The following is a 25,455-nucleotide window of genomic DNA, read 5'->3' as shown; positions in this document are numbered from 1 at the left end:
TGCCCCTTTGCTATCTAAAAGCGTAACAATGAAAATGCGTTTCCTATTATGTTTCATACGGAAAATAGGTTGGGCTATTTCGCCAATTTTCAGAAGAGTTAGCTTTTGCTTTTCGTCGCATCTAAAAAGGAAGCATAGTTTTGCAGGGAAAAAGGAAGCATAGTTTTGCAAATTCTGCAAAACCTATGGGTTAAGGTACACAATCAAACGCGTATGCTCCAGGCGCGGCAACTGGCAAAGGACCGTTCGGAGATTCTTTGAACCACACAATTTGTTTAAGAGGTTGGTCATCTCTGTGTAAATGGGTTGCACGCAAGAGGTCTTCACACCACTCGCGTGGCAGTTCTGCTTCACTATACCCAATTCGCACCAATACCTCGACGGTTTCTGTCTTGGGGAGTAAACGTCCCTGCTGCCAGCGATAAACCATATCACTGCTTCGCCGTGTTTGCTGTCCGATATAGCTTATTGTGGCCTCATATTAGGGTGCTATTGTATTATATGGGTAGCGATCATAAATACCTACCTTAACTGGTAAGAATCGCAGGGGAATGTTGATCAAGAATAATGAGAGATAATATGCCTCATTGTTGAGTTCTGCGTCATCATTCGTGCAACATACTCATCAACCAGATGTCTTGGAAACCTTTATCCGCCTCGAAAGAGGATAGCGAAAAGGAGAAAGGCCTTGACGAACTCATTCTGCACAGAAGATGACGCAGATCCACATTGACTGATGGGAGACAATTCCATACGCAATCATCTATTGAAAGAAGCTGTATCATTAATAGCTACCATTTCTTGTCTACATAAGGTGGTGTGAAGTTATTATGAATGCAGATGCGTTGATATTCTTGCTCGTCAATGATTGATCAGACCCACTAATGAGGCATTACGGGCTTATTCATTCTCTCTTTCCACATTTTGATACTATATAGCAGAACGGGGGTTGGAGGGGCAACTGCGTCGAGGAAGAAAACACTTAAAGGATTATTTGTAAGGAGAAACATGATCCCTGGCAGCGCCATCGCGGCGATAAACCAAAGAACAGCAAGGATCAAGCAAATCCGTTGCCTATGCTGGAGAAATTCCAGTATAGGCAACGGATGTATGATTGTGACGAACCTCTCTCCCAGAGCGATAAGTATGTAACTACCAAGCGCTGCTGTTATATAACTGCCGAGGACAATGATCTGTGCATTCATCTTTGCATCTCTCTTCTTTCATAAGCTATTGCTTTGTCAACCTTGAATTTGCGGATAAAGATGCTTGAGCTTGATAATCATGCCAGTGTTCTCCATGCTCAATACTTCATTTTTGATAGATCGCAAAGATCCGGTCACGTGTCTTCTGCCGCCTCTCTCCAGTGCCACGCTGTGTCTGGTTCCCTGCTGTTTCTCGCGTAGCCATTTCTTTCTTTCCTCACCAATCTCGATAACAATTCGCCCACATAACCTTGATATTTTAGGGCTATTACCCTAAAATTAAATATAAATATTAGGGTAATAAACCTAAATTTGTAGCGCATTGTGGAACAGTGTATGTACCACCTATCAAATCTAGAAAAGAACACGCGTATACATGTTTCTCTTCTAGCGAGTCAACCAAAGGATTACGATTGTGGGACAACATGCACAGACACAGATACCAGGATCAGGATTGCTTGAGAAGGCCGGGCTGCCTATGAGTGGTTAGCGCGGACAAGAAAAAGCAGAAAGGTAAAGCATCTCTGGATACCCATGTTTGTACGAATGTACATAAAAGAAAGGAATTCCCTATGAGCACCATGAATCTGAGTACTCCTGCTGGTGATCCAAACTGGAAACTGACCGATTCGCCCACACGACCCGATTGTGTCCCAGATGACAGTTCAGTTCCAGTCTACGAAACAGAGGCTGGCATCCGTTTTGTACGCACTCCTGAGGAGCGCTTCGCCAATCTCGCCGGGTACCCCTTCGCGCCTCACTATGCGATGGTCGAGGGGCTACGCATGCACTATGTCGACGAGGGTCCGGCAAACGGAGAGGTCGTCTTGCTCTTGCATGGTCAGCCCAGCTGGTCCTACCTCTATCGGAAAATGATTCCAACCATTGCAGCCGCCGGCTATCGCGTGATTGCGGTCGATCACATCGGCATGGGCCGCTCGGATAAGCCAGTTGATCTCAGCTTCCACACCTTTGAGAAGCACGTCCAGCGCCTCAAAGACTTTATCAACACGCTTGGCCTGAATAATATCACTCTATTCTGCCAGGACTGGGGCAGCCTGATGGGTCTGCGTGTGGCGGGCGATCTGCCCGAACGCTTCGCCCGCATCGTCGTGGCAAATGGAACCCTCCCCATGATCCTCAAAGGCATGAATCCCTTCCGCGTCCCCAATCCCGTGCAGATCGATTGCTCGATAGGTGACTTTTCCATACCGGAGGTTTTTGGCGCTGAAAGCTGGGCCGCCTCCTTCCAACGCTGGATTCTCTTCGCACTGACCTCGCCCAATTTCACGCCCAGCCAGGTCCTCGCGGCAATGGCTACGCATCCACTAGCGCCAGAAGAGAAGGCGGCCTACGACGCCCCCTATCCGAGCCTGATCTACAAGGCAGCCGTGCGCACCTTCCCCTCGATGGTCGCCGCGATAGAAGAGCAGAATGTCCCCGCCTGGAACGCGCTTGGTGAGTATCAGAAACCATTTCTGTTTCTTGCGGGTGAGCATGACCACAACATGGGGTCTACGGAAAACCAGCAGCGTATCACCAGTCATGTTCCTGGCGCACAAGGGCAACCGCACGAACGCTATGCGGATGCTGGCCACTTCATTCAGGAGGATATTGGCGAGATCCTGGCGGCGAAGGTGGTCAGTTTTATACAGGCGAACCCATTGCCACAGACAACCGCGGCGAAAGACGAGCTGCATCTACAAATGCACGGGCAGATGCACAATGCACGCTACGGCGAGGTCTTGCTTGTCACCGGCCATCTGAGCCATATCGAGGCAAGTGTCTACAATACGCTGGGTCTCAACGATTGTCCCGATGACCTGTGGAGGACACTGGACGCTGAAGAGATTAAGAAAGCCTATAAGGCGCGCGCGGTCATACTCAATGGACCACGCTACTTTCTGATGGATCAGATAGGAAGCGCGAATGCCGAACGGGAAGTGTTCTCCTTGGGCGCGTTGCAAATGCGGCGCATGGCAACATTGCGGATACCACTGACCAGTATGCTTGGCGGTCTCAAACATAAGCCCTATACAGAGAACGTCATCCAGCGTACGACAACGTATGTCTATAACAGTGGTCGCGATGTTTATGAACTGGTTGCTTCTGATGGCACGACCTATATCATGCAGAGCTACTCGCTCATCATGGACCCCACACTGAACGAAGAGAAGCTGAAAACGCTGGGGACACGTCTGCATCTGCCATCTGGCTGGCAGTACCGCGTTCGTCGGCTTACAGAGGACTGCATCCTTAACGTGAGAGGAGAGGCCCATCTCATTCAGGATGATTTTGAAAACTCCTACCAGCGCGTCGACTAGATCATCTGAGGGCGTACCTCTCCCAGCAACTCACCGGCTGTGGAGGGGTACGCCCCTCTTTTCAGGAGGTCGTTCATGCCATCACTCACCAACCTGGCGTTTCCGCTCATATTACTATTGCTCCTTGCCATCCTTATGTGGCTACAATCGAAAGAAAAGCGCACAAGCATACGCGCATTATGGGTGAGGATGTTGATCATTACTGCCCTGTGTATGCTCAGTTTTTCGCATACGGCCATCAGTAACGTGACGCATATTGCCCTGCTCATTGCCTGCGGGTTCGTTGGTCTGATCATCGGTATCATGAGTGGGCGCATGGCAAAATTTCAGGCCGACATAGCAAACCATGCCATCATCGTCCAGGGAACAACCTGGAGCCTCGGCATCTGGGCCGCAATCTTTCTTATCAATCAGGGATCGCACTTGCTGAGCACGAACGGGACACAGGGCGTGCTGGTCGACCTCATCGGAGCGAACGTCCTTTTCCTCACCACCTGCTTTGTCCTGGGCATGCACATCTGCTGGTACTGGCGCTATTCGCTGCAACGACGCCGCACATCTATCAGTACACCATAGACAATATCTCATGCACTCCCCGCTGAACCACTAACACAGGAGAGGGGCAGGGGAGACACGAGATACAGACAGAGGTGAACCAACGGTGTCATCAGATTTATCCCTGTGGGGCAGAAGGTCCATCGAAACGCAGCAGCACTGGTGATAAGCACCGGGAGTTTTTTCACACTGGGTCCTTGACTTTCTTGTTCACCGTCCCGATCTCGGATTACCGGGTGATAGCGAGAAAGTCGGTTCTGGTTTGTACAATTATCCTGTACTGGCGTTCAGTCTGGAAGCCATTGTGCTGTTGGGTGGACTCTGGCTGTATCTGCGTGTAACGCGTGCAACAACATTCTGGGGCAAATACGGCATGACCTTTTTTGCCGCCTTTCTCTTGCTCATGAACGCCTTTACCTACGGGGGGCCCAATCCTCCCAATGTGCATGCTGATCCTTCCGCATTGCTAGCAATAGGCTTTCACTTTCTCTATCCCTCGTGCCGGGAAGGGATACCAATCACGGTCAGTGCGCTGGCTGAGCCGTAGCTACGCCGGTGATCCGTGTCTTTGCCTCGCTAGCGATTGGCGAGGCAGCCTCCAATGTACACAGCCCCCGAGACCGGTCAAAGAAAAACTAAGGAGCATTAAGCTTCGGGCAGTAGACGAACCGCTTCGCCAAATGGTACGTGTTCTGTGCCGATGCCTCCAGGTGAGAGCACCCAGAGCGTCTGCAGAGCAGGCGGTTGAGCGGGAAAGCTTCCATAGCCATCGGTCAGGTAGATGCACACGCCGTTATGGGGATCATCGAGCACACCCTCAAGCGTATGAAAGAAGGGGCGGAAATCAGTACCACCTCCGCCTTGAGGCCGGGGCAGCGGAATCTCGGCACTGAGCTCATAGGGACCATAGCAGGCGGCATCGGTATAGTAGAGCGTGGCCTCCAGGTGAGGATACGCCCCCAGGATGGCCTGCACCTCGCTTAAAAAAAGCGCCATCACCTTTATATTGATCGAACCACTGGTATCGAGGGCGATAAAGACGCGCAGCTTTTCTCCAGCCAGCGTATCCAGGTAGAGCTCCTGACCAACGAACCGGCGATCAAAGCCTTGGAAATCGGTAGGCGTCTGCACCAGGAAGCGCCAGAGATATGTGCGCCAGTCTAGCTGGGAGGGACTGAGATGGGCCATCTCGCGCAGCAATCCCGCCGGAAGCGTCCCCTGCCCCTGCGCCTCAAGCAACGCCCGGGCTTGTTGTAAAGCCTGCAGCCAATACTGCTCCAGTTCCGCGTAGACATTCGCCTCAAACTCCCCATCTGGTTCCAGCAGGTCGGCAAACAGCAGGCGTAGCAACTTTTGCAGATTTGGCTGTGCATGAAGTTTGTAGTACACCTCTTCGACGCTCAGATGCTCAAGCTGCTGGCTGCGCAGATGTCCTTTGGGCAGAACAAAGCCAGGCTCGGCGAGGATCGTGCCATTGACCACGATATCAGCAGCCACATTCCAGAGCAGCGGGTCGCGCTGACCTCGGCGCGGCACATGGAGTAAGGCGGCATGCAATACCTCATGAGCCAGCAGTCCCAGACGCTCCGCAGAGGTCAGGGCGCGCCAGAAGTTTGGATTGATATAGATGTTACGTCCATCGGTTGCCGCCGTGTGAAACTTCCGCGAAGGAATGACCCTGGAGAAGAGCGCCAGCGTCGAGAAAAAAGGCGAGCGCAGGCGCAACTGGAGAATCGCGGCAGATATCTGGCGTTGAAAGACTTCATCCTTATCCATCCTGTTCCTCCAGCATAGCCATATACTCCGTGAACATCTGCTGCAAACGCTGATTGCGCTGCACCAGAGTTGCCAGGCGCCCCAGGTCGTTGCGTGCCTGCGCCAGGCGGAACAGGTCGGTGGCAAAGAGTTGTATCCATTCCTGTCCGGCGTTGCTGCTCATCCATTCAAACGCCTGGTAGCCCTCCTGCAAAGAGGTCGCACGCATCGTCAGAGCCATGGTAAGCGCATAACGCTGAGACGGCTCCTGAGGGAACTTGATCCGCTTGCCATTGCCTTGCAGAATCTCTTCAACGTTGGGTAACTGATGATAGAGCTTGAGGAAGGCGGCAAATTCCGCGGCGGTTCCAGCGCCGACAACATGTGAGATATCCAGGCCAACCTTATACAGGCGGTTCGCAATCATCCACGAACGCGGTGATGGCCAGGCTGGCTGCTGTGGATCAAGTTTATGCAACAGAGCCGGGCGAAAAGAGAGAAAAGCCAGAAGGTGCTCATGGATCTGATGCCCCAGCGCATACGTTTTAAAGCTCTCAAAGTCCGGTTCGACCGTCAGATGAATAAAACGGTTGGCGAGCGGAGCGGGCATGTCAAACACTGCCGCGCGATCCTCCTTGCGATTGCCCGCAGCCCAGACAAACCACTGCTCGGGAACAGTGTACGAGCCAACACGTCGGTCTAAGATCAGCTGTTGCGCCATCCCTTGCATGGCTGGCGGCGCAAGATTGAGTTCATCAAGAAAAAGAATACCGCGTCCTTTGCGCGGCAAAAACTCCGGTGGATACCAGCGCGACACCATGGACTCTCGGTCAGCCACAGGCAGGCCGCGTAGATCGGTCGGGGCCAGTTGCGAGAGCCGCAGGTCGATCATCTCCATGTTGTGCGCCTGCGCCGTCTGGGCCACGATACTCGATTTCCCAATGCCTGGTGCTCCCCAGATCATTGTGCTGAACATCAGGCGGTGTTGAACGAGTTTGTGTAAAAAGGCCGCGAGTGCATCTGGCGTCATCGTCGATGGCTCCGTTTCTCTGCTCGAGATGTCTCTCTGAACATGTTTATGCCCTCTCATTGATTTTCGAGAAAGAGGGAAGAGTGTGCAGCGTACCCCTACCTGAGCAAAGGTGGAGGTGGCCAGGAGTTCAACCTGGCGTTTTGTATCTGTGGTGATACTGTGCTGACGCTGCACCACGCCCCCACCAACGACGCAGGGTGACTGGATTCGAACCAGTGTCACGAGGCTTATGTGTCCCCAGCTCTTACCACTGAGCTACACCCAGGTCGATCGGAAAGATCCGATAGAGCCACTATAGTTGAGATAGGCAGCACTGTCAATGGGAAGACGTGCGTGAGTGCTGTCGCCGGCCTGTGAGCGCATCCCGCGCGGCTGCGCGTACATAGCAGATACCATCGTGGGCAAGCTTGTGGAGGAGCACTTCTGAGGTGTGGGAATGGCGCGCGACCAGATAGCGCTCTTCCCAGTAGGGTGAACTGGCTAATGGCTCTAGAAGGATCGCAGGCAGTGCTGTGTAATATTGGAATACCACGCGCCGTAGCCAGTCCGGCAGATTATTCGTAACAATGAGTTGCTGGAGCTTTCCGGCCAGCAGTGTGAAAAACGGGCGGCGCTGGTTGCGCACCATGGTTGGATGGGTGAAGAGGCGCAACCGGAGTTCTAGATCGGATGTGAAGAGGGCATGTTCCAGCACATCGAGCGGCGTGTGCGGATTGGCCGCCAATGCGTACCAGATGTTACGCCGGTCAGCAAGCGCCAGCTCGCGTAACACTTCTGGCGGCGTTCGTTTGTGCGCGGCCACCGCGGTGCGTACACGCAGATCACCCTGTGCCGCCAGTTGCGTCAGCTGATCAGGAGAGAGTCGGGGATTCCGCGCCAGGCCAAGCCAGACGGCCATCTCACCTGATTGCCAGAGCTGATCAAGCAGCGGTATGGGTGTACGTGGATTGGCTGCGAGCGATGCGCGCACAGCTAGCGAGGTGTCCCGTGCCAGTTGGACCGCGTCTTGCTCAGACAGGCAGGCATTGCTACCCAAACGAGCGCGCACGGCTTCCTCGGGATCGTTGAGCAGTATGGTATGCTGTTTTACAGGCAGGCAAGGATTGCCAGCAGCAGCAGCGCGCACCGCTGGCCTGTCATCGCCGGCCAGGGTTGCCAGGATCTCCTGGGGCGCGTGGAGATTGCGCGCTACGGCAGCGCGCACCGTGGCGGCTGGATCATCGGCTAGCTGTGTCAGGAGTGTGTTATCCAGTTGGTGGAGAGCAGCGAGCGCGGCCCGCACGGTGCTCTCCTCGTCTCGCGCCATCATTTTATGGTCCTCGGCTGTCACGGTTGCGTGCGAGACAGCCGCGCGCCGCACCACACTTTGCGAGTCGGCAAGCAGTGTGGAAATTATCTCGGCCGGTGTGTGCGGATTGCTGGCCACCGCACTCCGGACCTCTGGATGATGAGAGGTCACCAGCTGGCCCAGGATTTTCGCAGAAGCATGGGGGTGGCGCGCTACCTGGCAACGTACAAAGAGACTCTCCTCTTGCGCCAACCGCGCGAGCATTTTTCCACCAACCGCCATGGTGGAAGCGAGCATTCTTCCTGTCTGGCGCCCCGCGGTACGCGCGGCCCACACCCATTGTTCTTTCAACATCGGTACTGCGTACGGAACAAGCAATCCAAAGAGCAGAAGCGTTTCTACCTCATCTTCTGGAGCCAGGGTTGCGGGCCCGGTTGCCGCATGAAGATCGAGCTTTAGCTCATCCTGAATCACGGCTTTCCACGGTCGAGGGGCTTTGCTGGTTGCGGGAAGCACCAACAGTTCGTGCGCCTCGCCGGCCTGACTGACGTGCAACTGTATCAACTTCCAGATTGCGGCTTGATTACGCTGATATCTGCTAGCGGTTTTGATCTGCTGGAACCAGGAGGATGGAAGATGTTCAAATCTGAGCAGGCCGGCCCAGGCCAGGAAAGGCAGCTCTTTGATAAAGCCCGGCTTGACCATGTTCAGCATGGGCAACACAGGATTGCGCAAAAACTCTTCCGGAAACTCTCCCGCGAGCTGGCTCAGAACCTGCAAAGGCGCGTTTGGATTCATGGCCACTGCACGCCGGACCTCCATCTTGCTCACCTTAGCGAGTTGTGCTAAGACAGCGGCGGGCGTGGCCGGATTGGCGGCGATCAGAAGCTGGAGAGCAGGAAAACGCGCCAGTTCCTCCAGGCGCTTCGCGAGCGTATTTATATCTGCTGCCTCGGTGAAAGCAGAGGGTGGCAGGAGTTCATCATCCATGATTGCAAGCTTTCCAAGTACAAGTTTTGAGATAGGCAACAGAAAAATATGTGGAGACGGCCAGGAGTTCAACCTAGCGTTTTGTATCTGTGGTGATACTGTGCTGACGCTGCACCACGTCCCCACCAACGACGCAGGGCGAATGGATTTGAACCAACAGCCTTTGCCCTGAGAAGGCAATGCTCTACCAGTTGAGCTACACCCACGTCGATCGGATTGTCCCGATAGCAGTACTATAGAAGAGATAGAATACGCTGTCAATATGTGGCGCTGCTGTATTACCAGGCAACAGGGTGATAATCCTTGTACAGGTGACCAGAGGGTGTATCATCCGTGGTGATGCCGAGGAAGATAGGGTCACAGACGCGGGCCGCGGCATCAACGAGGTCAAGTGGCAAGAGTTGTTGTATTTTCTCCTGGTTCTGGACGTTAGTAAACGGCGATTGCTGCGAGATCCAGCCAGGATCGACGCTATTGAGAAAAATCTGATCGCGCGCGAGCTGGGTAGCAATGGTGTGCGTCAGCATATTGAGTGAAGCCTTGGCCATGTTTGTATGAACATGGCTGCCAAGTTTGGTAGTCGCGAATTGCCCCTCGCTTGCAGAAACATTGACGATAAAGCGCCGCGCGAAAAGACTACGCTTCAAAAGTGGATGCAGGCGACTGATCAACAGGAACGGTGCGGTCACATTGATGATCTGGACCTCCAGAAATTCAGTCAGGTCGATCTCATTGAAAGGCATGACCCAGCTATTGCGCGTCGGCAGCTCAATCTGCTGCTGGTGTTCATCATACTGGCCAGCAGGAAAGGCATTTGTTCTCTCTGGCGTGGTGAGGAAACGTGCGGACGGATCAGGCTCACGCAGCAGTTCAACCGAGGGAAGCGGCATGCGAGAAGGATCCGCCAGTGCCGGGAGCGAGGCTTCACCGGAGGCCGCAAAGGCTGGAAGTGGTAGGGATGCATGTGAGCGTGCCACCAGAGCCTGCTGAGCAGGCGGGAGCATCATCAGCGGAGTCTGCTCAAGCGGCAGCAGATGAGCATAGTCCTCGAACGGGCGGCGCACGGTCTGGGCGGCATTGTTGATTACGATGTCCAGCGCGGGATAGGTCGCGTTCAAGTGTTCCACAAAATGTTCCAGGATGGGGAGAGCGCGAAAATCGAGTCCATAGATATGAAGGCGCTCCTGCCAGTCAGTAAAGTCTGGTTCACTGCTATAGCGCACAGCGGCATCGTGCGGGAAGCGTGTCGTCACGATGACCTGGGCTCCGGCGCGCAGCAAACGAAGAGCCACCGCATAGCCAATTTTCACACGCGCGCCTGTGACCAGGGCGACGCGCCCGGTGAGCTCACCAGGAATGCGGCGTTTCTGGTAATTGAGATCGCCGCAGGGTAAACAGAGGGAGCGATAAAAAAAGTGCGCCTGGCTAAATGACTGTTTGCACACATAACAGGTGCGCGGTTTCGGCAGCCTTGGCTCGCGGGCAATATTTGTGGTGCTCGATATAAACGCGTTGCCGGTGAGCAAGGGATTCTGATAGATCAGCTCTTGCGTGAGCAGATAATCTGGTCGCAGATGCATCTGCTGCTCTTTGAGCAGCGCGTCCAGGAATAGCGCCAACGCCTCTGGCTGATCGCTCGGCATGTTATGCAAACGTTTGCAGACAACAACCCCTAGCGGCAGCAACTTTTTGAGCGCGGGTTTGCGCGTCCCCTGCCTGGATGCTTGATCGGCTATGACACGTGTATGTGTTCCCGGCGCCTGTTGCTGATGCGGTTGGGGGAGCAACAGTTTCGCGCTGGCGACCGCGCCCAAAAGATCCCTGAGTGTATGCGAATCGGGTTCCTGGGCACAGACGATTATCGCCAACGCCTGGCGCACATTGTATGTGCCCGATGTGCTCGCTACGGGAAGAGGCTGACCAGCATTGATCGTCTTATCGGAAAGGATCACATCAAACGGCCTCGATAGCTGTCCCTGCGCGTTCACAAGCTGCCCAGATCCAACGTGATAGCTGGCAGGCAAAAGCTCGCGCAGAGCTGCTCGCAGTGCATCTGGAGCATCCCCTCTGGCCAGATGCTGGCGCAAGGCCGTCAGAATTGTTGGAAGATGTTGGCGAATATCAGTCATGATGAGCCGAATAATAACAAAAACTGCACAGCTTCGTCAAGGTTTCTAGTGGTGATCCCTTCGTCTCGTGGCAGTGAAGGGAGCATGAGAACGAGTCAGCTTGCACCTCCAGCGACTCGTTTGTTAGAATGAAGGACGGCTTCTGCTTTTTCCCATTCATATTTTTCCTGGAGGTCTTTGCATGTCTAAGCGACCGAAGATTCTTGTGACGCAGAGAATTCCCGCCGATGCCTATTCCCTCCTGCACTCCATTGGCGAGGTTGAGGCCAATATGGATGAGGGCATTATCTGGTCCCCGGAAGAATTACTGCGCCGCGCCCCCGGCCATGACTATCTGCTCTGTCTGCTTACCGATACCATTGACGCACGCGTACTGGAGACCTGCGCCAGCGCCTCACCGCGCCTCAAACTGGTGGCGAACATGGCGGTCGGCTATAACAATATCGATGTCAAGGCCGCGACCCGCCAGCAGATCACGGTCAGCAATACTCCGGGCGTTCTCTCGGATACGACCGCCGACCTGGCCTTCGCCCTGCTCCTGGCAACCGCCCGGCGCGTACCCGAGGCTGAGCGTTTCCTGCGTGCAGGCAAGTTCACCGGCTGGGGCCCTCTTCTCTTCTGCGGGGCCGAGGTCCACGGCTCGACGCTGGGGATTATCGGAGCTGGCCGTATCGGCCGGCTTATGGCAAAGCGTGCCGGAGGCTTTGATATGCACGTGTGTTACTACAATACGCGTCGCCTTCCGGCAGATATTGAGGCTTCCTACCGGCTTACCTATGTTGAACTGGAGGAACTCTTGCGCCAGTCTGACTTTGTGAGTCTGCACGTTCCCTACGCGCCCACGACCCATCATCTCATCGGTGAGCGCGAGTTGGCGTTGATGAAATCGTCGGCGATCCTCATCAATACCGCGCGCGGACCTGTGGTGGACGAGAAGGCTCTTGTACACGCCCTGCAATCAGGGCGGATCGCCGGGGCTGGCCTCGATGTCTTCGAACACGAACCCGCCGTTGAACCTGAGCTTCTGAGTATGGAGAATGTGGTTCTCGTACCTCATATTGCCAGCGCCTCGTTCAAAACGCGCACGCGCATGGCAATGATGGCTGCTGAGAACATCGTGGCCCACGCCCAGGGCCAGCGCCCACCCAATCAGGTCAATGGATAATCTGTTCTGGTCCCGTACCGGTTGGGGGTAGTGTGCAAGATTGCACCGGCACGTGGGAACAACGCTACCTATACATAATTACGGCTATGATTATACAAAAGGGGGGACAGAGGTTGCTCGATACGCCTGTTTGCAGTAACCCCACCATTATACATGCTATAATTCTTTCTCCTACTGCATCTAACGATCGTAGAACTTGACAGAAACCGGTTTCCGAGTTATATGTTTACTGTCATATGGTTTATATGAGTAATTACTGTATAAACGGTTTCGTTGTAGTATTTATTTCTTCCGTTCATTGCAAGGAAGTAGAAGCATATGAAGAGATGCAGGGAGATTCATGATGAAACGTTTGTCTCTCTTGTGTTTGATGCTGGTGATGGGGATAACCATTGCCACCATAATGATCGTAGCCCCTGCACAGAAGGCGGGAGCCGCATCGACACGTACATTCACATTTACCAATAACACACAGCAGATGATCTGGGTTGGAGCGTTGGGAAATTCGATTCCTGCCAATGGTGGATGGGCGATGGCTCCCGGATCGACATCGTCGGTAACTGTGGCGGACAACTGGCAGGGGAGGTTCTGGGGACGTACCTATTGCAACTTCGATAGTGCAGGGGTAGGAAACTGCGAGACCGGTGACTGTGGTGGTGTTTTGCAATGCAACGGTGCAGGAGGTGTTCCGCCAGCGAGTCTGGCCGAGTTCAATCTCGGCGGAGCGGGTGGAACGGACTATTATGACGTAAGCTTTGTCGATGGCTTTAATGTGCCAATCACGATTACGCCGGTTGGGGGCGCACAACCTACTCCCGGTAATCACTACTGGTGTGGTGTTGCGGGATGTGGGGTCGACTTGAATACAAACTGTCCGAGTGCCTTACAACAAAATGATGGTAGCGGACGTATTGTTGCCTGTAAGAGCGCCTGCGAAGCATTTAATACCGATCAATATTGTTGTCGAGGGGCTTATGCCACACCTGCAACCTGTGATCCTACAACCTGGCCGGTCAATTATGCGTCCTACTTCAAGAGCAACTGTCCAGATGCGTATAGTTATGCGTACGATGACCCAACCAGCACATTTACCGATTCAAACGCGAACTACTCGATAACCTTCGGACCTCCCGGCGGCTCTTCGGGTCCTACTCCTACGCCCACCCCAGGCGGTGGTGTTACGCCCACTCCTACCCCGATTGGCAATGGTATTACAGAAGGTGTAGCCAGTACGAGTTCAACGCAAGCGCAGTTCTGGTTTCAAACTTCCGGTTGGACAGCTGGCTATGTCATTCTGCACTATACCATCACCGGTCAGGTGCAACAGAATGTGTCTATGTCCTACGACAGCGGCTCGTCGCGCTGGCTCTACACTGCCGGAGGCTTCAGTTCAGGTAGTGTTGTTACGTACTCCTTTACGTATCAGCAGAATGGATTACAGTACGATACCAGTTCTTATACCTGGACACATCCCTGAGTTATCAATAAACATACTTCCCCTTTGGGGCGAGCCAGCGCCAGAGGGGAAGAAATCTTTGCAGCGAACGTCATAGAGGCAAATATGTAATCCTCTAGCTCCAGATACGCCTGGGAAAGAGACAAAGCAGTGCCGGACCGGGGGATCAAGGCGTAAGCGCCGCTGGGCTGTGCTTGCCCCCGGAAAAAGAACAGCAAAGAGAGCAGCAGCACTGCTATGTGGAGGATGAGTATCAACCGCAGGAGTGTGATGAAGGGGCGTTTGATGGCTTTCTGTCTGATGGAGGCCGTGCAGCAAAGGCGGCAGGGGTCCCACCGGCGTCACCAGCGCAGTGGCAATCAATAAAAACATAGACAAGCGCAAGAAGCGCTGTTTCATGTCATCCTTTCGTCAGAGAGGCCTCATTTTTAATGGTGCCATCATCCTATAAAAAAATGGCTCTTTTAGCCAGTCCATTCCCACGCTATACTTTTTTGAGAAAAGGCAAGACATTTGTTCCATGAAAGAAAAGGGCAATTCCATGCACTACATCATTCCAAAAGAAGAGTTGCGGTTCAGCGAAACGACATTTAGATTTCAGGGAGGGGAGTATGGCGGTGTCGCGGGGTCATTTATCTGGGTATGTATGCCTCCTGGTCAGGGTTCCAAACTGCATAGGCATCCATATCAAGAGGTTTTTGTTTTGCAGGAGGGTCAGGTGACTTTCACAATTGGAGATACCAGGCGAGAAATTTCTGCTGGTAATGTTGTGGTCGCGCCAGCTAATACACCCCATAAGTTTACAAATACGGGGACAGAGCCACTTCAGATGATCTCGTTTCATCCGAGTTCGCATTTTATTCAGGAGTATTTGGAATAAAAAGAAGCATAGTAGATATTATTAGATAGAACTGGTGATTATCCGCAATTTATGCCTCGGCGGGAGCGCTGTCTAAAAGATGTGGGGAATCTCGTTGGCATTGAAGCGAACCCCCGCCCTTTCCATTGAAGAAAGGGCGGCTTGCTTTCTGCTGTTCGGGGAACGATCCTTGCGGCGGTGTTGTCATCCGCCCTCGTATTTTTGCTCCCCGTTCTTTCCAGGCGGCTATGTGGGCGAGGAGATCTTTCGCTGACCACTGCAGTATTAAAAATTGCGGCGGTTTTGTCAATATGGATGTTGACAGTGAAGTTTTTTTTATAGGGGTTGACAGCGGAAAAATCAGCGTGTAGGATTGTAATAAGCATTCAAGGAAAAGCTTTTCCTTCGTTAGAACGTTTGTAACCAGTGTTTTTATTTCAGCTCAGTCCATAGTGTAAATGCTGGAAGTATTTGTTTGTCGTTCGTAAAGTCATACGGAGAATTTTGACATGGGCAGTCAGCCTGATGAGCCAATAATAGCAACGAAACGGCAGCAGGTTGTCACTATCCATGATGTTGCCCGAGCGGCCGGGGTAACGATTGGGACGGTTTCAAAAGCGCTTAACGGCCAGGGAAATCTGCGCGAGGAGACACGAGAGCGGATCAGAGCCACAGCTGACCGTCTTGGATTTCGTCCAAATGATCTGGCGCAAAGTCTCCTACGTGGGCGCAGCTTTACAGTTGGGTTACTCACAACCGACAGTTATGGTCGTTTTAGCATACCCTTGATGACTGGTATTGAGGATACGTTAAGCGACGCGCAAATTTTGGTTTTCTTTTGCGATGCCCATGATGATGTCGCTCGTGAGCGCCGCTACATCGATTCTTTACTGGCAAAGCATGTCGACGGTATCATTGTAACTGCCCGGCGTACTGATGCACGTCCGGCGGTAAACGTTGGCAATACGAATATACCTGTGTTGTATGCCTATACACAAGTTGTAGAGCCAGATGCGCTGAGCATTTTACCTGACGATGCGCAGGGAGCCCGTTTGGCGACCGAGCACTTACTTAGTCACGGAAGGCGACACATTGCCCAGGTGAGTGGTCCCCAGTATTTTGAGTCAGTGCAATTACGCATGGAAGGAATGCGCCACGCATTGAACGAACACGGCCTGGATTTACCAGAGCATCGTATCCTCTTAGGACCATGGCGTGAAGCCTGGGGGTATCAGGCGGCTAGTATATTGCTCGACACAGATTCTCAGCTAGATGCCATCTTTTGTGGAAGCGATCAGATAGCACGAGGGGTTATAGACGCCCTACGTGAACGCGGCGTGCGCATTCCTGATGACATAGCCGTAGTGGGGTTTGACAACTGGGGAGTGATTGCCCAGGCGACACGGCCAGCACTGACCACTGTCGATATGAATCTGCATGAACTGGGACAATATGCCGGTTCGCGGCTCCTTGCGATGATTGCTGGGAAAAAAGAGCCAGGCATTGTCAGATTGCCATGCAGCCTGGTCATTCGTGATTCTTGTGGCGTGCATAGTGTACGCAATACGGAAGAAACTGAAAGGAGGGGTGAAAACAAAGACGAAGAGTAAGAGATCGTGGCCCTAAAATATATATTTTTGCAAGCATACCCGTCAACAGGTTGAACGATAACAGGTCATCAGGTTGACTTGTTATAATATTGGCTTCTGCATTTTCATGATGAAAAATGGAAATGGGAGAAAGGACGACTGATCCATGAAGGTACATGTCTCTTGGAGAGCAATGTTGCTCCTTATTTTAGGATGTCTGCTGTCAACAAATCTCATTGCATGTGGTGGTTCCGGTGCTGGAAGTGACAATGGTCCAACAACCATCTCATTCTGGGTTCGCAATAGTGATGCTGATCTGGTTGCGCCGGTGGTCAAGGCATATAATAAGAGCCATAAGAATCAGATCAAATTGACGCTTATCCCCGCGGCCCAATTCGTCACTAAATTTGGTACTGCTATAGCCGCAGGGACAGCCCCTGACGTAGTAGCTATCGATCTCATTTACATGCCGGCCTTTGACGCAGCCAGTCAAATGACCGATATTACCGATTTTGCCCACAAGCTTCCCTATTTTGATAAGCTCAGCCCCTCGCACATACGCCTGGCAACCTATCAAAACAAGGTGTATGGTGTGCCCTTCAGCGCTGAGGGATCTGTACTGTTGTACAACAAAGACCTGTTTAAGAAGGCGGGGCTTGATCCTGCAAAGCCACCTACAACGTGGGCTGAAATTGAGGCCGATTCTAAGAAAATAACCGCTCTGGGGAACGGTGTGAAAGGGTATTACTTTGCCGGAAGTTGTGCGGGCTGTAATGCGTTCACCTTTTTGCCCTATATCTGGGCCAGCGGTGGAGATGTGGTCAGCGCAGATGGTACGAAAGCCACCATGGACTCGCCAGTTGTAAAAGATGCAATGTCTTTTTATCGCCGGCTCTGGACCGAAAATCAGGTACCTGCCGGAGGGAAAGTTGATGATGGGACGAACTCGCTTAACGTCTTTACTACTGGCAAAATTGGCATGGTTGGCAGTGGGGCATTCTCCATCTCGATTTTGAAGAATCAGCATCCTGATATTGATTTTGGCGTCACGTATCTACCAGGTCAGAATGGTGGCCACTCATCCTTTGCGGGTGGAGATACGATTGGTATTCCTAACGGCTCCAAGCATGTATCGCAGGCACAAGATTTTATCTCCTGGTTGCTGTCGGATGATACACAATTGAATGTGTTTGCAAAGAACAATTCGTTGCCCGTTCGTACCGATCTTACCGACAATAAGTACTTCCAGCAGGACCCGCGCTATCAAATCGTCGCCAATGCGATGGCTCAGGGAAGGACGCCTTACAGTATCAAGTACAATCAGTTATTTAACGATCAAAATGGTCCCTGGATTGGAGCATTCCAGAAATGTATCTTTGATGGCCAGATTGATCAGGGGCTTAATACTGCCCAACAACAATTTACGCAAATTCTCAACAGCCAGAGTTAATGGAAGAGTTAGTAAACGCGGTCAGCGATCACTAAGCTCGTCTGGCTACAAGGTGGCCTGGCAAGGGAAGATGTTTGTTCCCTTGCCCAGGCCACTCCCTGATATTCCAGTAGACGTAAGAACGTGATTTGAGGCGAGAGTGCTGAGGTGTTGCTACCGCCTGATAGCTGGAAAGTGAGAATACAGTGGTGTACGTGCAAGAAAAGGAACTTTCTCACGTAGGTGAGCAAGGAAGAAAGAGGAATGCTCTTGGTGCGTTGGGCCAGCGGCGGCGCAGGGCTGGCATACTTTTGATCCTTCCCAGTGTTCTATTTATAACGCTCTTCTTTTTTGTGCCCCTGATTATGACGGCAGGGATGTCACTAACCAATTGGCCTTTGTTGGGGAGCCCAAGTTTCATTGGACTTCAAAACTATCAGTCAATGCTGAGCGATACGCAGTTCTGGCAGAGTTTGCTCTTTACCACCAAATATACGCTAGTGGTAACTCCGCTCATCATGGTAGTAGCTTTTTGTCTGGCCTTGCTCGTGAAGCAACGTGTGCCAGGTGTTGGCATCTTTCGTACAGCATTCTTTATACCCGTCGTAGTTGGCTTGAGTATATCGAGTATCCTGTGGACCCAAATGTTCAACGACCAGGTCGGAATCTTTGACGCCATCCTCCAGGCGCTACACATCATCCATGATCCGATTATCTGGCTAGCCAATCCCACCAGTGCAATTCTTTCAGTTGGAGTTATGGTCGTTTGGAAGACAGTAGGAGCTTCGATGCTCTTCTTCCTGGTCGGTTTAAATGCCATTTCCAACGACTATTATGACGCCGCGCATACTGATGGAGCGGGCTGGTGGGCCCGCCTGTTCTATATTACCTTTCCGCTGTTACGGCGTACATTTGCCCTGGCCCTGATCCTTTCAGTGATCGGGTCCTACCTGGCGTTTGACCAGTTTTATATCATGACCCATGGCGGTCCGCAAAATCAAACGATCACAACGGTGTACTGGATTTACAACACCTCGTTTACCTACTTTAAAATGGGCTATGGGGCATCGCTCTCGATGGTATTGCTTGCCATCCTGGTCATCCTGAGTGTCCTACAACTCTATCTCCTAAGAGATGACACAAAGTATTAGTATATTTCTGTACATCTTGAAAGGCTATGACAATGAATGTCTCAATAACGAAAGGCGCCACGTCGCATGGTGGAAGAAATAGACGGTACCGCAAGAACCCATTGCCGCGTATCCTCTACTACCTGGTCTGTAGTATCCTGACGATTCTCTTTCTCTTTCCACTGGCCTGGACCCTGCTTATGACCTTCAAGACACCGACTGAAGCATCGGCATCACCGCCAACCTTCTTTCCCAGGCAGTTCACCCTGCAAAGCTACGTACGCATCTTTAGTGCAGGTATTGCAAGCTACCTTGGAAACAGCACACTAGTCGTATTGATAACAGTGGTAGTGGCGGTGGTACTGAGTATGCTGGCAGGCTATGGTTTCTCACGTTTTAGCTTCCCAGGAAAAAACGTTATCTTCGTACTCATTCTGACCACATTGATGATCCCATTTCAATCTATATTAACGCCGCTTTTCCTTCTGCTGCACTTCATAGGCTTGAATAACTCGCTTGTAGGATTGGCCCTGGTATATATCACCTTTCAGCTGCCTTTTTCTATCTTCATGATGCGCAACTCATTCGAGAGCGTACCGCGTGAGCTAGAAGAAGCAGGTCTGATCGACGGTTGCTCAACCTGGAGTTTGCTCACACGGGTGATGATGCCCGTCGTATTTCCAGGCATTATCACCGTTGCTCTCTTCGCCTTCTTCGCTACCTGGAATGAATTTCTGGCGGCGCTGATTTTCATCAATGACACCGATAAGTATACGCTCCCAATCTACCTGCTCAATTTGCAATCAGGACTCTATGGAACGATCGATTTTGGCGCATTGAATGCGGGTCTGATTATAACCATCCTACCAAGCGTTATCATCTTCCTGTTACTGCAACGCTATTACATCAATGGCTTAGTGGCAGGTGCGGTGAAGTAGTGGAGGAAGGAGTATGCCTGTTCCAACACAGATTGGTAGGCATACCTGATGATCGTAGGCATGAGTAGTGAATAGTAAAGAAAGTTTTACAACGGGAAGGAATGGAATGTCAACACCCATGCAAAAACATGAAGTAAAGGCTCAACGAGCAGCTGTCGTCGATACTTCGCATAGTCCCTTTGCCGGACTACGCCCACTGAGCGTGGCGGCTGTACGCATCAATGATGCGTTTTGGAAGCCGCGCCTGGAGACAAATCGCACAGTCACTATCCCATTTCAGTACCAGCAATGCGAAGCCACCGGACGTCTTGACAATTTTCGACGTGCTTCTGGTCACTACGACGGCCCATTTCAAGGTCGCTTCTACAATGATTCAGACGTCTATAAATGGCTGGAAGCTGCTTCCTGGTCGCTGGCAAGCCAGCCCGATCCACACCTCGAGTCACAGGTTGAAGATGTCATTACGATTATCGGGGCAGCGCAGGAAGAAAACGGCTACCTGGATACCTACTTCACATTCGAGCGTGTCCCTGAACGCTGGACGAACTTGCGTGTATTACACGAACTCTATTGTGCAGGCCACTTAATCCAGGCCGCAGTTGCCCATCATCGCGCCACCGGTTCGACCTCTTTTCTGAAGATTGCTGTCCGTCTTGCTGATCATATCGTTGATACTTTCGGTCCTGATGGGATCGCAGGTGCCTGTGGGCATCCTGAGGTCGAGATGGCCCTGGTAGAACTGGCTCGTGATACTGGCGATCAACGCTATGTGCAGGAAGCCCAATTTTTCATCGACCAGCGTGGTCAGCACCTACCACTGATGAGTGGGAGCACATATGACCAGGACCATGCGCCAATACGAGAGCAACGCGAGGTTGTCGGCCATGCAGTGCGTGCACTCTATTTGTACTCGGGTGTAACCGATATCTATGCTGAAACGGGCGAGCAGGCACTGGAAGAAGCTGTGGAGGCATTGTGGCAAAATTTCATGACGCGCAAGGTGTACATCACTGGTGGAGCGGGTGCGCGCTACGAGGGCGAGGCCTTTGGTGAGAACTATGAACTTCCCAACGAACGCGCTTACACTGAGACCTGCGCAGCCATTGCCTCGGTAATGTGGAACTGGCGTCTCCTCCTACTCAAAAAAGAAGCACGCTTCGCCGACGCATTGGAAACCACCCTCTACAATGGTGTCCTGTCTGGTGTATCTCTCAATGGGCAGGAATACTTCTACCAGAATCCGCTCGCCGATAGTGGTCACCATCGACGCCAGCCCTGGTTCAGTACCGCTTGCTGCCCGCCGAATGTTGCCCGTCTGTTCGCCTCATTGCCTGGTTACCTCTATTCCACATCCAACGAGGGGCTATGGGTGCACCTCTATATCGCCAACACAGCGGAAGTCCCCCTCGTAAACGGCCAGACAATCACCGTGCAGCAGCGTACGAACTATCCCTGGGAAGGCGAAGTCGAACTGGAAGTGCAAACTGACAGACCAGCCTTTTTCAGCCTCTTTCTGCGTATTCCCGCCTGGGCCCAGGGCGCGAGCATCACAATAAATGGTCAGGTTTACAGTGGATCGATCGAGCCAGGCAGCTATGTAGAGATACAGCGTGAGTGGAAAGCGGGCGATAGCGTACATTTATCTCTACCATTGGAGGTGCGCATGCTCGAAAGTAACCAGCACGTAAGAAACAACTATCGCCGTGTCGCCATATTGCGTGGACCCCTCGTCTATTGTGTTGAGCAGGTTGACAACCCCGGCGTAGATCTTGATGCTATCGTGTTGCCTGCTCAATCGGAATGGGAGGTAGTCGCCCGACCCGAACTGTTAGGCGGCATACAGACCATCCAGGCGCGCGCCCTGCTTCATGCTAGCAAGAATGCGGTGGACGAAAGCCCTCTCTACCGTCCCTACAAAGTGGAGAAACCTACGTATACATCTGTATTACTGACCGCTATTCCCTACTACATCTGGGCCAATCGTGAAGCCGGGGCAATGCAAGTCTGGTTACCAGTTGATCCATATGTGTAACAGGAACATTGTATTGACATTACATGGGATTATCGGACCATATCTTAAACACAGGTTGAAATGAATTGAAGAAGCGAGTAGAAAGCTCTACCATAGGGAGGGACCTTTCTACTCGCTTCTGGTGTTGTTTTCTATGATTGGCACATTGCCTTTGACCCATGTTCGTGGTTCTCTGTCATCTGCATCCATCGACAATGGCACCCGCAACTCGTCTACGAAGGGAGGGGATCAGGGCACATCGCGAGATGGATCCTGGCCCCCTGATGATTGCCATCGAACGCCAATATCTGCGTGAACTGTGCCCGAGCCTGCTCGAACTCGTTGAGGCCGAGATGGCCCAGACCCAGCATATAACGACAGTGAATGGTATTGAGTTGCTGCAGATCGCTGTTAAAGACCAGGAAGTCCGGCAGTGAGACGGCAAAATAATCGATGCTGACCCGGTCAAAGAGATGCTGTTCGCCGTAATCCTTCAACTTGTTGAAGCGGCTCCTGGCAACGCTTTCGTCGCCAAGTTTGTTCCATGCCAGCCCCTGGTAGAACAGCATGTCCGGCGGCTGATCATTGTAAAACACGGCGCTTGTTGGCTCTTCCAATCCCTGTGATGCCAGATGGAAATGGGTGGTGGCCTGTTCAGTCTGCCCGAGGCCTTCATATGCGAGTCCCAGATAATAGTGCACATGGTTTTCCTGGGCATTTGCTAGCTTCCCTTCACCCAGGTTCTCTGGATAGAATAAGGCCCGCTGCAGCAGCTTCGTCCCGGTTTCATAGTGGTGAGAGGCGAGCTGTGCCTTTGCCTGTTCAACCAGAGCGAGGACGTACTGGCCGGTTACTTTTCCTTCTCCCCCTTCCCATGGATGAAAGATACGTTGTTCCAGGAGCGCCAGGGCCCTGGTGTGCTGCTGAGCTGTGTTGAGCAGGGTGATATATTCTAGATACAGATCGTCACGCGCCTCAACAAGCTGCCAATGCGCATCCAGCGCCGCCAATCTTCTCTCGGCCGTGTATCCTCTCCTCTTATAGAGCTGATCCAGTTCATAGAGGACGCGCGCATCCTCCGGGTTGCACGAAAACGCTTTTTCCAGTGCGGGGACGGCCCGTTCTGGATCGTTCAGGATATTGTAGTAGGCGAGAGCCAGGTTCCGATGGGGAATTGAGAAGGTGTCATCGGCGTCCCGGGCCGCTTCCCAGTGCCGGATCGCGTCGAGATAGCGTTTTTTGTCATAGCAGAGATTGCCGAGGTAATAGTGAGCTCGACCGTCATTCGGGTTGGCCGCAATGGCGCTCTCCAGGACCACCAAATCGTCCAGGCTATTGGGGAAGCAATACGCCGGATTGGCTTTGCTCCCGATGTGCCGTTGCTGATCAGCCTGTTCTCTATCTGCGAGCTGTTCATAGCAGTAACCCAGGTAGTAGTGGACCATGGGATAGGCGGCTGTCTCATTGTCCGTGATCAATTGCCGCAGGACCGCGATGCTTTCTTCATAAAAGCCGCTCTGACAGTAGTCGGTCGCCAGTGAGATGATGTTCTGTGCATCCGCCCTCATAAGCCTGCCCAGTTCGCTCCGTGCCTGCTCGGCATGCTGCTGCTCTCCTTGCTCCTGATACAGCAGAAACATTTCATGGCGTGCCCCGAAGTCGGCGCTATCACGCCTAATGGCCTCTCTGACGACGAGCCGCGCCTCTTCCTGTCGCCCCAGTTTTCGCAGCAGGGCGGCTTTCAGGTGGTAGCCCTTCGCATTGTACGCATTCCAGTGCAGTGCTTTCTCTACCAGCTGCAGTGCTTCCTCATAGGCGTGCTTTTCACTGGTGATCTGAGCCAGCGTGAAGGCGCCCGTCCCCTGCCAGGTGGCCGACCATATGGATTTGTAGAGGGCGGCAACGGCTTCATCGAGACGCCCCTGGCGCTTCAAGGTCATGCCGAGCTGGTAGGAGGCCTCCGTATCGTAGGAATTGGGGTTGTACTGTGTCGCGGTCGCGATGGCGGTGCGGAAATGCTGCTCCGCCTCTCGCCAGAGCCCTCGGCGCAACAGGAGCGTACCGTAGGCCGTGTTGATGCGGATATCGCCGGGGTCGCGTTTGAGCCCTTCCAGGTAGTAAGCTTCGGGCGCGAATGTGGCATGGCGGTACTGCTCCAGATGCAGCCCCGCCAGGTAGAGTACCTCGGTATTCTTCATATCCTCCGGCGCGGGAAGGGCTCTGGCCGCCTCGGGCATCTGGACCAGCGCTGGCTTTTCCGGTCGGTAGCTCACCAGGAGCGCGCCCTGCGCGTTCCTGACGGTTACCAGCAGATCGTGTTCTTCCTCCCCACGTGCCAATGCGACCTCCCGCAGGAACGTCTGCGTGGGAGCGATGGTGGCCTCTTCCTCGATGTAGGGCTGTTGCTGGCCTCTGAGTTCAATCTTTGCCTGTTGAAATACCGCGGTTGCATAGACCTGGAGCGTGGCCGTGTGTGTGGTGGCATCGATCTCCAGGTTCACGGCGGCGTTGATCGAGGCGTTTTTGACAATGCCGATATCCTTGTACGGCATGAAATATTGCGTAAACGTTTTGGTCTCGTATGGCTGCAACCAGGAGAAGTCGGGCTGGTTGTCTGTATAGACGCCCGTCATCAGTTCAACATAGGGCCCGTCCTCATCGGTCAGGTTGCGGTCCCAGGCTTTCCCGAACGCCCCATGTCCCCAGGTCCATTGCTTTTTGCCCGGGGAAATATGGTGGTTGGCGACGTGCAAGATGCCGGCCCGACGAGCGTGGTCATAGCCTCCGACGAAGTCGTACTCGGAGTGGTCCGCCATATACGAGGTGGGGACAGGGATGTTTTTATACCACGAAATGTCGACGCCTCTGGAATAATCGACCTTATAATAGGTGCCGGTCGCGATCGGGAATCGGGAGACATCGCGCTTTCCGTGATCGAAGACGGCATGGACATCGGGGGGGAAGACCGATTGGGTGTGTTCGTTGACCGGGACCGCCGGATTGGCCCACCACAAAAACGTTTGTGGCAGAGCGGTCCGATTGTAGAGCTGCGCCTGGATTTCGAGATAGGCTTTTCCGGGATACAGGGTGAACCCCATTGTCATCTTGGTCCCGTACATACGATCGATCTCACTGACCCAGACCGTTTTTCCGCCCTCGCGATCCTGGCCGATGATATACTCGACTGGCCCGAAGGTATTGGGGCGATGGTGCTGGGGCCAGTTGAACTCGATGCCACCGGAGATCCAGGGGCCCGTCAGCCCGACCAGGGCTGGCTTGATCACGCGGTTATAATAGACGAAATCATACTGGTTGGTCGTATCCAACGCCCGGTAGATGCGACCGCCGAGCTCCGGCATGATCTCGATGTGCAGGTATTCATTCTCAAGCATGATCAGGTGATACGGCTGCGCCTTCTTCTCATGCTCGATCTTGTCGATGACCGGGTAGGGATAGACCCTTCCGGAACTGCCCTGATAGACCCGCTTCTCGAGAAACATGGGATTTTGATCGGGTATGCCAACACCATAGGTCGGGATTTCGACCACCTCTTCCCACACGCGGACGTGCGATGCTGCCATGGGCTCCCCCTCCATTTC

At 53.0% G+C, this 25,455-nt stretch carries 16 protein-coding genes and 2 tRNA genes; 11 read left to right on the top strand and 7 right to left on the bottom strand.

Annotated features, from left to right (window positions below):
- Positions 1-1,777 precede the first annotated feature (1,777 nt).
- The 3 genes from KTT_RS25295 to KTT_RS25285 all read left to right on the top strand — a co-directional run bounded on the left by KTT_RS25295 (position 1,778) and on the right by KTT_RS25285 (position 4,631).
- Positions 1,778-3,529 carry a haloalkane dehalogenase gene (locus tag KTT_RS25295; RefSeq protein WP_218031009.1) on the top strand — a complete coding sequence of 584 codons (1,752 nt, stop codon included), beginning with the start codon at positions 1,778-1,780 and terminating at the stop codon, positions 3,527-3,529.
- Between the two features lie 75 nt (positions 3,530-3,604).
- Positions 3,605-4,105: a hypothetical protein gene (locus KTT_RS25290; protein ID WP_126600024.1), complete on the top strand. Its 501-nt coding sequence runs from the start codon at positions 3,605-3,607 to the stop codon at positions 4,103-4,105.
- Positions 4,106-4,346: 241 nt separating this feature from the next.
- Positions 4,347-4,631: a hypothetical protein gene (locus KTT_RS25285; RefSeq protein WP_126600022.1), complete on the top strand. Its 285-nt coding sequence runs from the start codon at positions 4,347-4,349 to the stop codon at positions 4,629-4,631.
- 98 nt (positions 4,632-4,729) lie between these two features.
- On the opposite strand, the gene KTT_RS25280 is transcribed toward KTT_RS25285, so the two are convergent.
- From KTT_RS25280 to KTT_RS25255, 6 genes are all read right to left on the bottom strand, one after another.
- Positions 4,730-5,860, bottom strand: a complete 1,131-nt coding sequence (locus tag KTT_RS25280) for a vWA domain-containing protein (protein WP_126600020.1) — start codon at positions 5,858-5,860, stop codon at positions 4,730-4,732.
- A complete protein-coding gene (locus tag KTT_RS25275) occupies positions 5,853-6,869 on the bottom strand; it encodes an ATP-binding protein (RefSeq protein WP_126600018.1) in 1,017 nt (338 codons plus the stop codon). Before KTT_RS25275 ends, KTT_RS25280 begins: the two co-directional genes overlap by 8 nt.
- A 195-nt stretch (positions 6,870-7,064) precedes the next feature.
- Positions 7,065-7,137, bottom strand: a tRNA-Met gene (locus tag KTT_RS25270).
- A 51-nt stretch (positions 7,138-7,188) separates the two neighbouring features.
- On the bottom strand, positions 7,189-9,150 hold the full coding sequence (locus tag KTT_RS25265; protein WP_126600016.1) for a hypothetical protein: 1,962 nt from the start codon (positions 9,148-9,150) through the stop codon (positions 7,189-7,191).
- A 132-nt stretch (positions 9,151-9,282) separates the two neighbouring features.
- Positions 9,283-9,356, bottom strand: a tRNA-Glu gene (locus KTT_RS25260).
- Between the two features lie 72 nt (positions 9,357-9,428).
- On the bottom strand, positions 9,429-11,279 hold the full coding sequence (locus KTT_RS25255) for an SDR family NAD(P)-dependent oxidoreductase (RefSeq protein ID WP_126600014.1): 1,851 nt from the start codon (positions 11,277-11,279) through the stop codon (positions 9,429-9,431).
- A 181-nt stretch (positions 11,280-11,460) separates the two neighbouring features.
- On the opposite strand from KTT_RS25255, the gene KTT_RS25250 reads away from it, so the two are divergent.
- The 8 genes from KTT_RS25250 (at position 11,461) to KTT_RS25215 (ending at position 21,877) form a co-directional block, all read left to right on the top strand.
- Positions 11,461-12,444 carry a 2-hydroxyacid dehydrogenase gene (locus tag KTT_RS25250; protein WP_126600011.1) on the top strand — a complete coding sequence of 328 codons (984 nt, stop codon included), beginning with the start codon at positions 11,461-11,463 and terminating at the stop codon, positions 12,442-12,444.
- Positions 12,445-12,784: 340 nt separating this feature from the next.
- Positions 12,785-13,921: a thaumatin family protein gene (locus KTT_RS25245; RefSeq protein WP_126600009.1), complete on the top strand. Its 1,137-nt coding sequence runs from the start codon at positions 12,785-12,787 to the stop codon at positions 13,919-13,921.
- A 499-nt stretch (positions 13,922-14,420) separates the two neighbouring features.
- A complete protein-coding gene (locus KTT_RS25240; RefSeq protein WP_235845869.1) occupies positions 14,421-14,780 on the top strand; it encodes a cupin domain-containing protein in 360 nt (119 codons plus the stop codon).
- Positions 14,781-15,268: 488 nt separating this feature from the next.
- Entirely contained in the window at positions 15,269-16,369 is a 1,101-nt protein-coding gene (locus KTT_RS25235) for a LacI family DNA-binding transcriptional regulator (protein ID WP_126600007.1), read from the top strand.
- Positions 16,370-16,514: 145 nt separating this feature from the next.
- A complete protein-coding gene (locus tag KTT_RS25230; RefSeq protein ID WP_126600005.1) occupies positions 16,515-17,798 on the top strand; it encodes an ABC transporter substrate-binding protein in 1,284 nt (427 codons plus the stop codon).
- 356 nt (positions 17,799-18,154) lie between these two features.
- Complete coding sequence (locus KTT_RS25225) at positions 18,155-18,928, top strand: carbohydrate ABC transporter permease (RefSeq protein ID WP_235845868.1); 774 nt, start codon at positions 18,155-18,157, stop codon at positions 18,926-18,928.
- Between the two features lie 32 nt (positions 18,929-18,960).
- Complete coding sequence (locus tag KTT_RS25220; RefSeq protein WP_126600001.1) at positions 18,961-19,845, top strand: carbohydrate ABC transporter permease; 885 nt, start codon at positions 18,961-18,963, stop codon at positions 19,843-19,845.
- Between the two features lie 118 nt (positions 19,846-19,963).
- On the top strand, positions 19,964-21,877 hold the full coding sequence (locus KTT_RS25215; RefSeq protein ID WP_162854202.1) for a glycoside hydrolase family 127 protein: 1,914 nt from the start codon (positions 19,964-19,966) through the stop codon (positions 21,875-21,877).
- Between the two features lie 212 nt (positions 21,878-22,089).
- On the opposite strand, the gene KTT_RS25210 is transcribed toward KTT_RS25215, so the two are convergent.
- Positions 22,090-25,437 (bottom strand): DUF5107 domain-containing protein, encoded by a 3,348-nt coding sequence (locus KTT_RS25210; RefSeq protein ID WP_126599996.1) that lies wholly within the window; start codon positions 25,435-25,437, stop codon positions 22,090-22,092.
- Positions 25,438-25,455 lie beyond the last annotated feature (18 nt).

Origin of the sequence: Dictyobacter aurantiacus (assembly GCF_003967515.1) — a bacterium.
GTDB classification, from domain to species: domain Bacteria; phylum Chloroflexota; class Ktedonobacteria; order Ktedonobacterales; family Ktedonobacteraceae; genus Dictyobacter; species Dictyobacter aurantiacus.
This window is presented reverse-complemented; position numbering and strand designations above follow the sequence as displayed.

Bases quoted from the DNA above. Each gene is read 5' to 3' on its own strand.
- KTT_RS25295 (WP_218031009.1), top strand. From the start codon at position 1,778: ATGAGCACCATGAATCTGAGTACTCCTGCTGGTGATCCAAACTGGAAA.
- KTT_RS25290 (WP_126600024.1), top strand. From the start codon at position 3,605: ATGCCATCACTCACCAACCTGGCGTTTCCGCTCATATTACTATTGCTC.
- KTT_RS25280 (WP_126600020.1), bottom strand. From the start codon at position 5,860: ATGGATAAGGATGAAGTCTTTCAACGCCAGATATCTGCCGCGATTCTC.
- KTT_RS25275 (WP_126600018.1), bottom strand. From the start codon at position 6,869: ATGACGCCAGATGCACTCGCGGCCTTTTTACACAAACTCGTTCAACAC.
- KTT_RS25265 (WP_126600016.1), bottom strand. From the start codon at position 9,150: ATGGATGATGAACTCCTGCCACCCTCTGCTTTCACCGAGGCAGCAGAT.
- KTT_RS25255 (WP_126600014.1), bottom strand. From the start codon at position 11,279: ATGACTGATATTCGCCAACATCTTCCAACAATTCTGACGGCCTTGCGC.
- KTT_RS25250 (WP_126600011.1), top strand. From the start codon at position 11,461: ATGTCTAAGCGACCGAAGATTCTTGTGACGCAGAGAATTCCCGCCGAT.
- KTT_RS25245 (WP_126600009.1), top strand. From the start codon at position 12,785: ATGATGAAACGTTTGTCTCTCTTGTGTTTGATGCTGGTGATGGGGATA.
- KTT_RS25240 (WP_235845869.1), top strand. From the start codon at position 14,421: ATGAAAGAAAAGGGCAATTCCATGCACTACATCATTCCAAAAGAAGAG.
- KTT_RS25235 (WP_126600007.1), top strand. From the start codon at position 15,269: ATGGGCAGTCAGCCTGATGAGCCAATAATAGCAACGAAACGGCAGCAG.
- KTT_RS25230 (WP_126600005.1), top strand. From the start codon at position 16,515: ATGAAGGTACATGTCTCTTGGAGAGCAATGTTGCTCCTTATTTTAGGA.
- KTT_RS25225 (WP_235845868.1), top strand. From the start codon at position 18,155: ATGTCACTAACCAATTGGCCTTTGTTGGGGAGCCCAAGTTTCATTGGA.
- KTT_RS25220 (WP_126600001.1), top strand. From the start codon at position 18,961: ATGAATGTCTCAATAACGAAAGGCGCCACGTCGCATGGTGGAAGAAAT.
- KTT_RS25215 (WP_162854202.1), top strand. From the start codon at position 19,964: ATGCAAAAACATGAAGTAAAGGCTCAACGAGCAGCTGTCGTCGATACT.
- KTT_RS25210 (WP_126599996.1), bottom strand. From the start codon at position 25,437: ATGGCAGCATCGCACGTCCGCGTGTGGGAAGAGGTGGTCGAAATCCCG.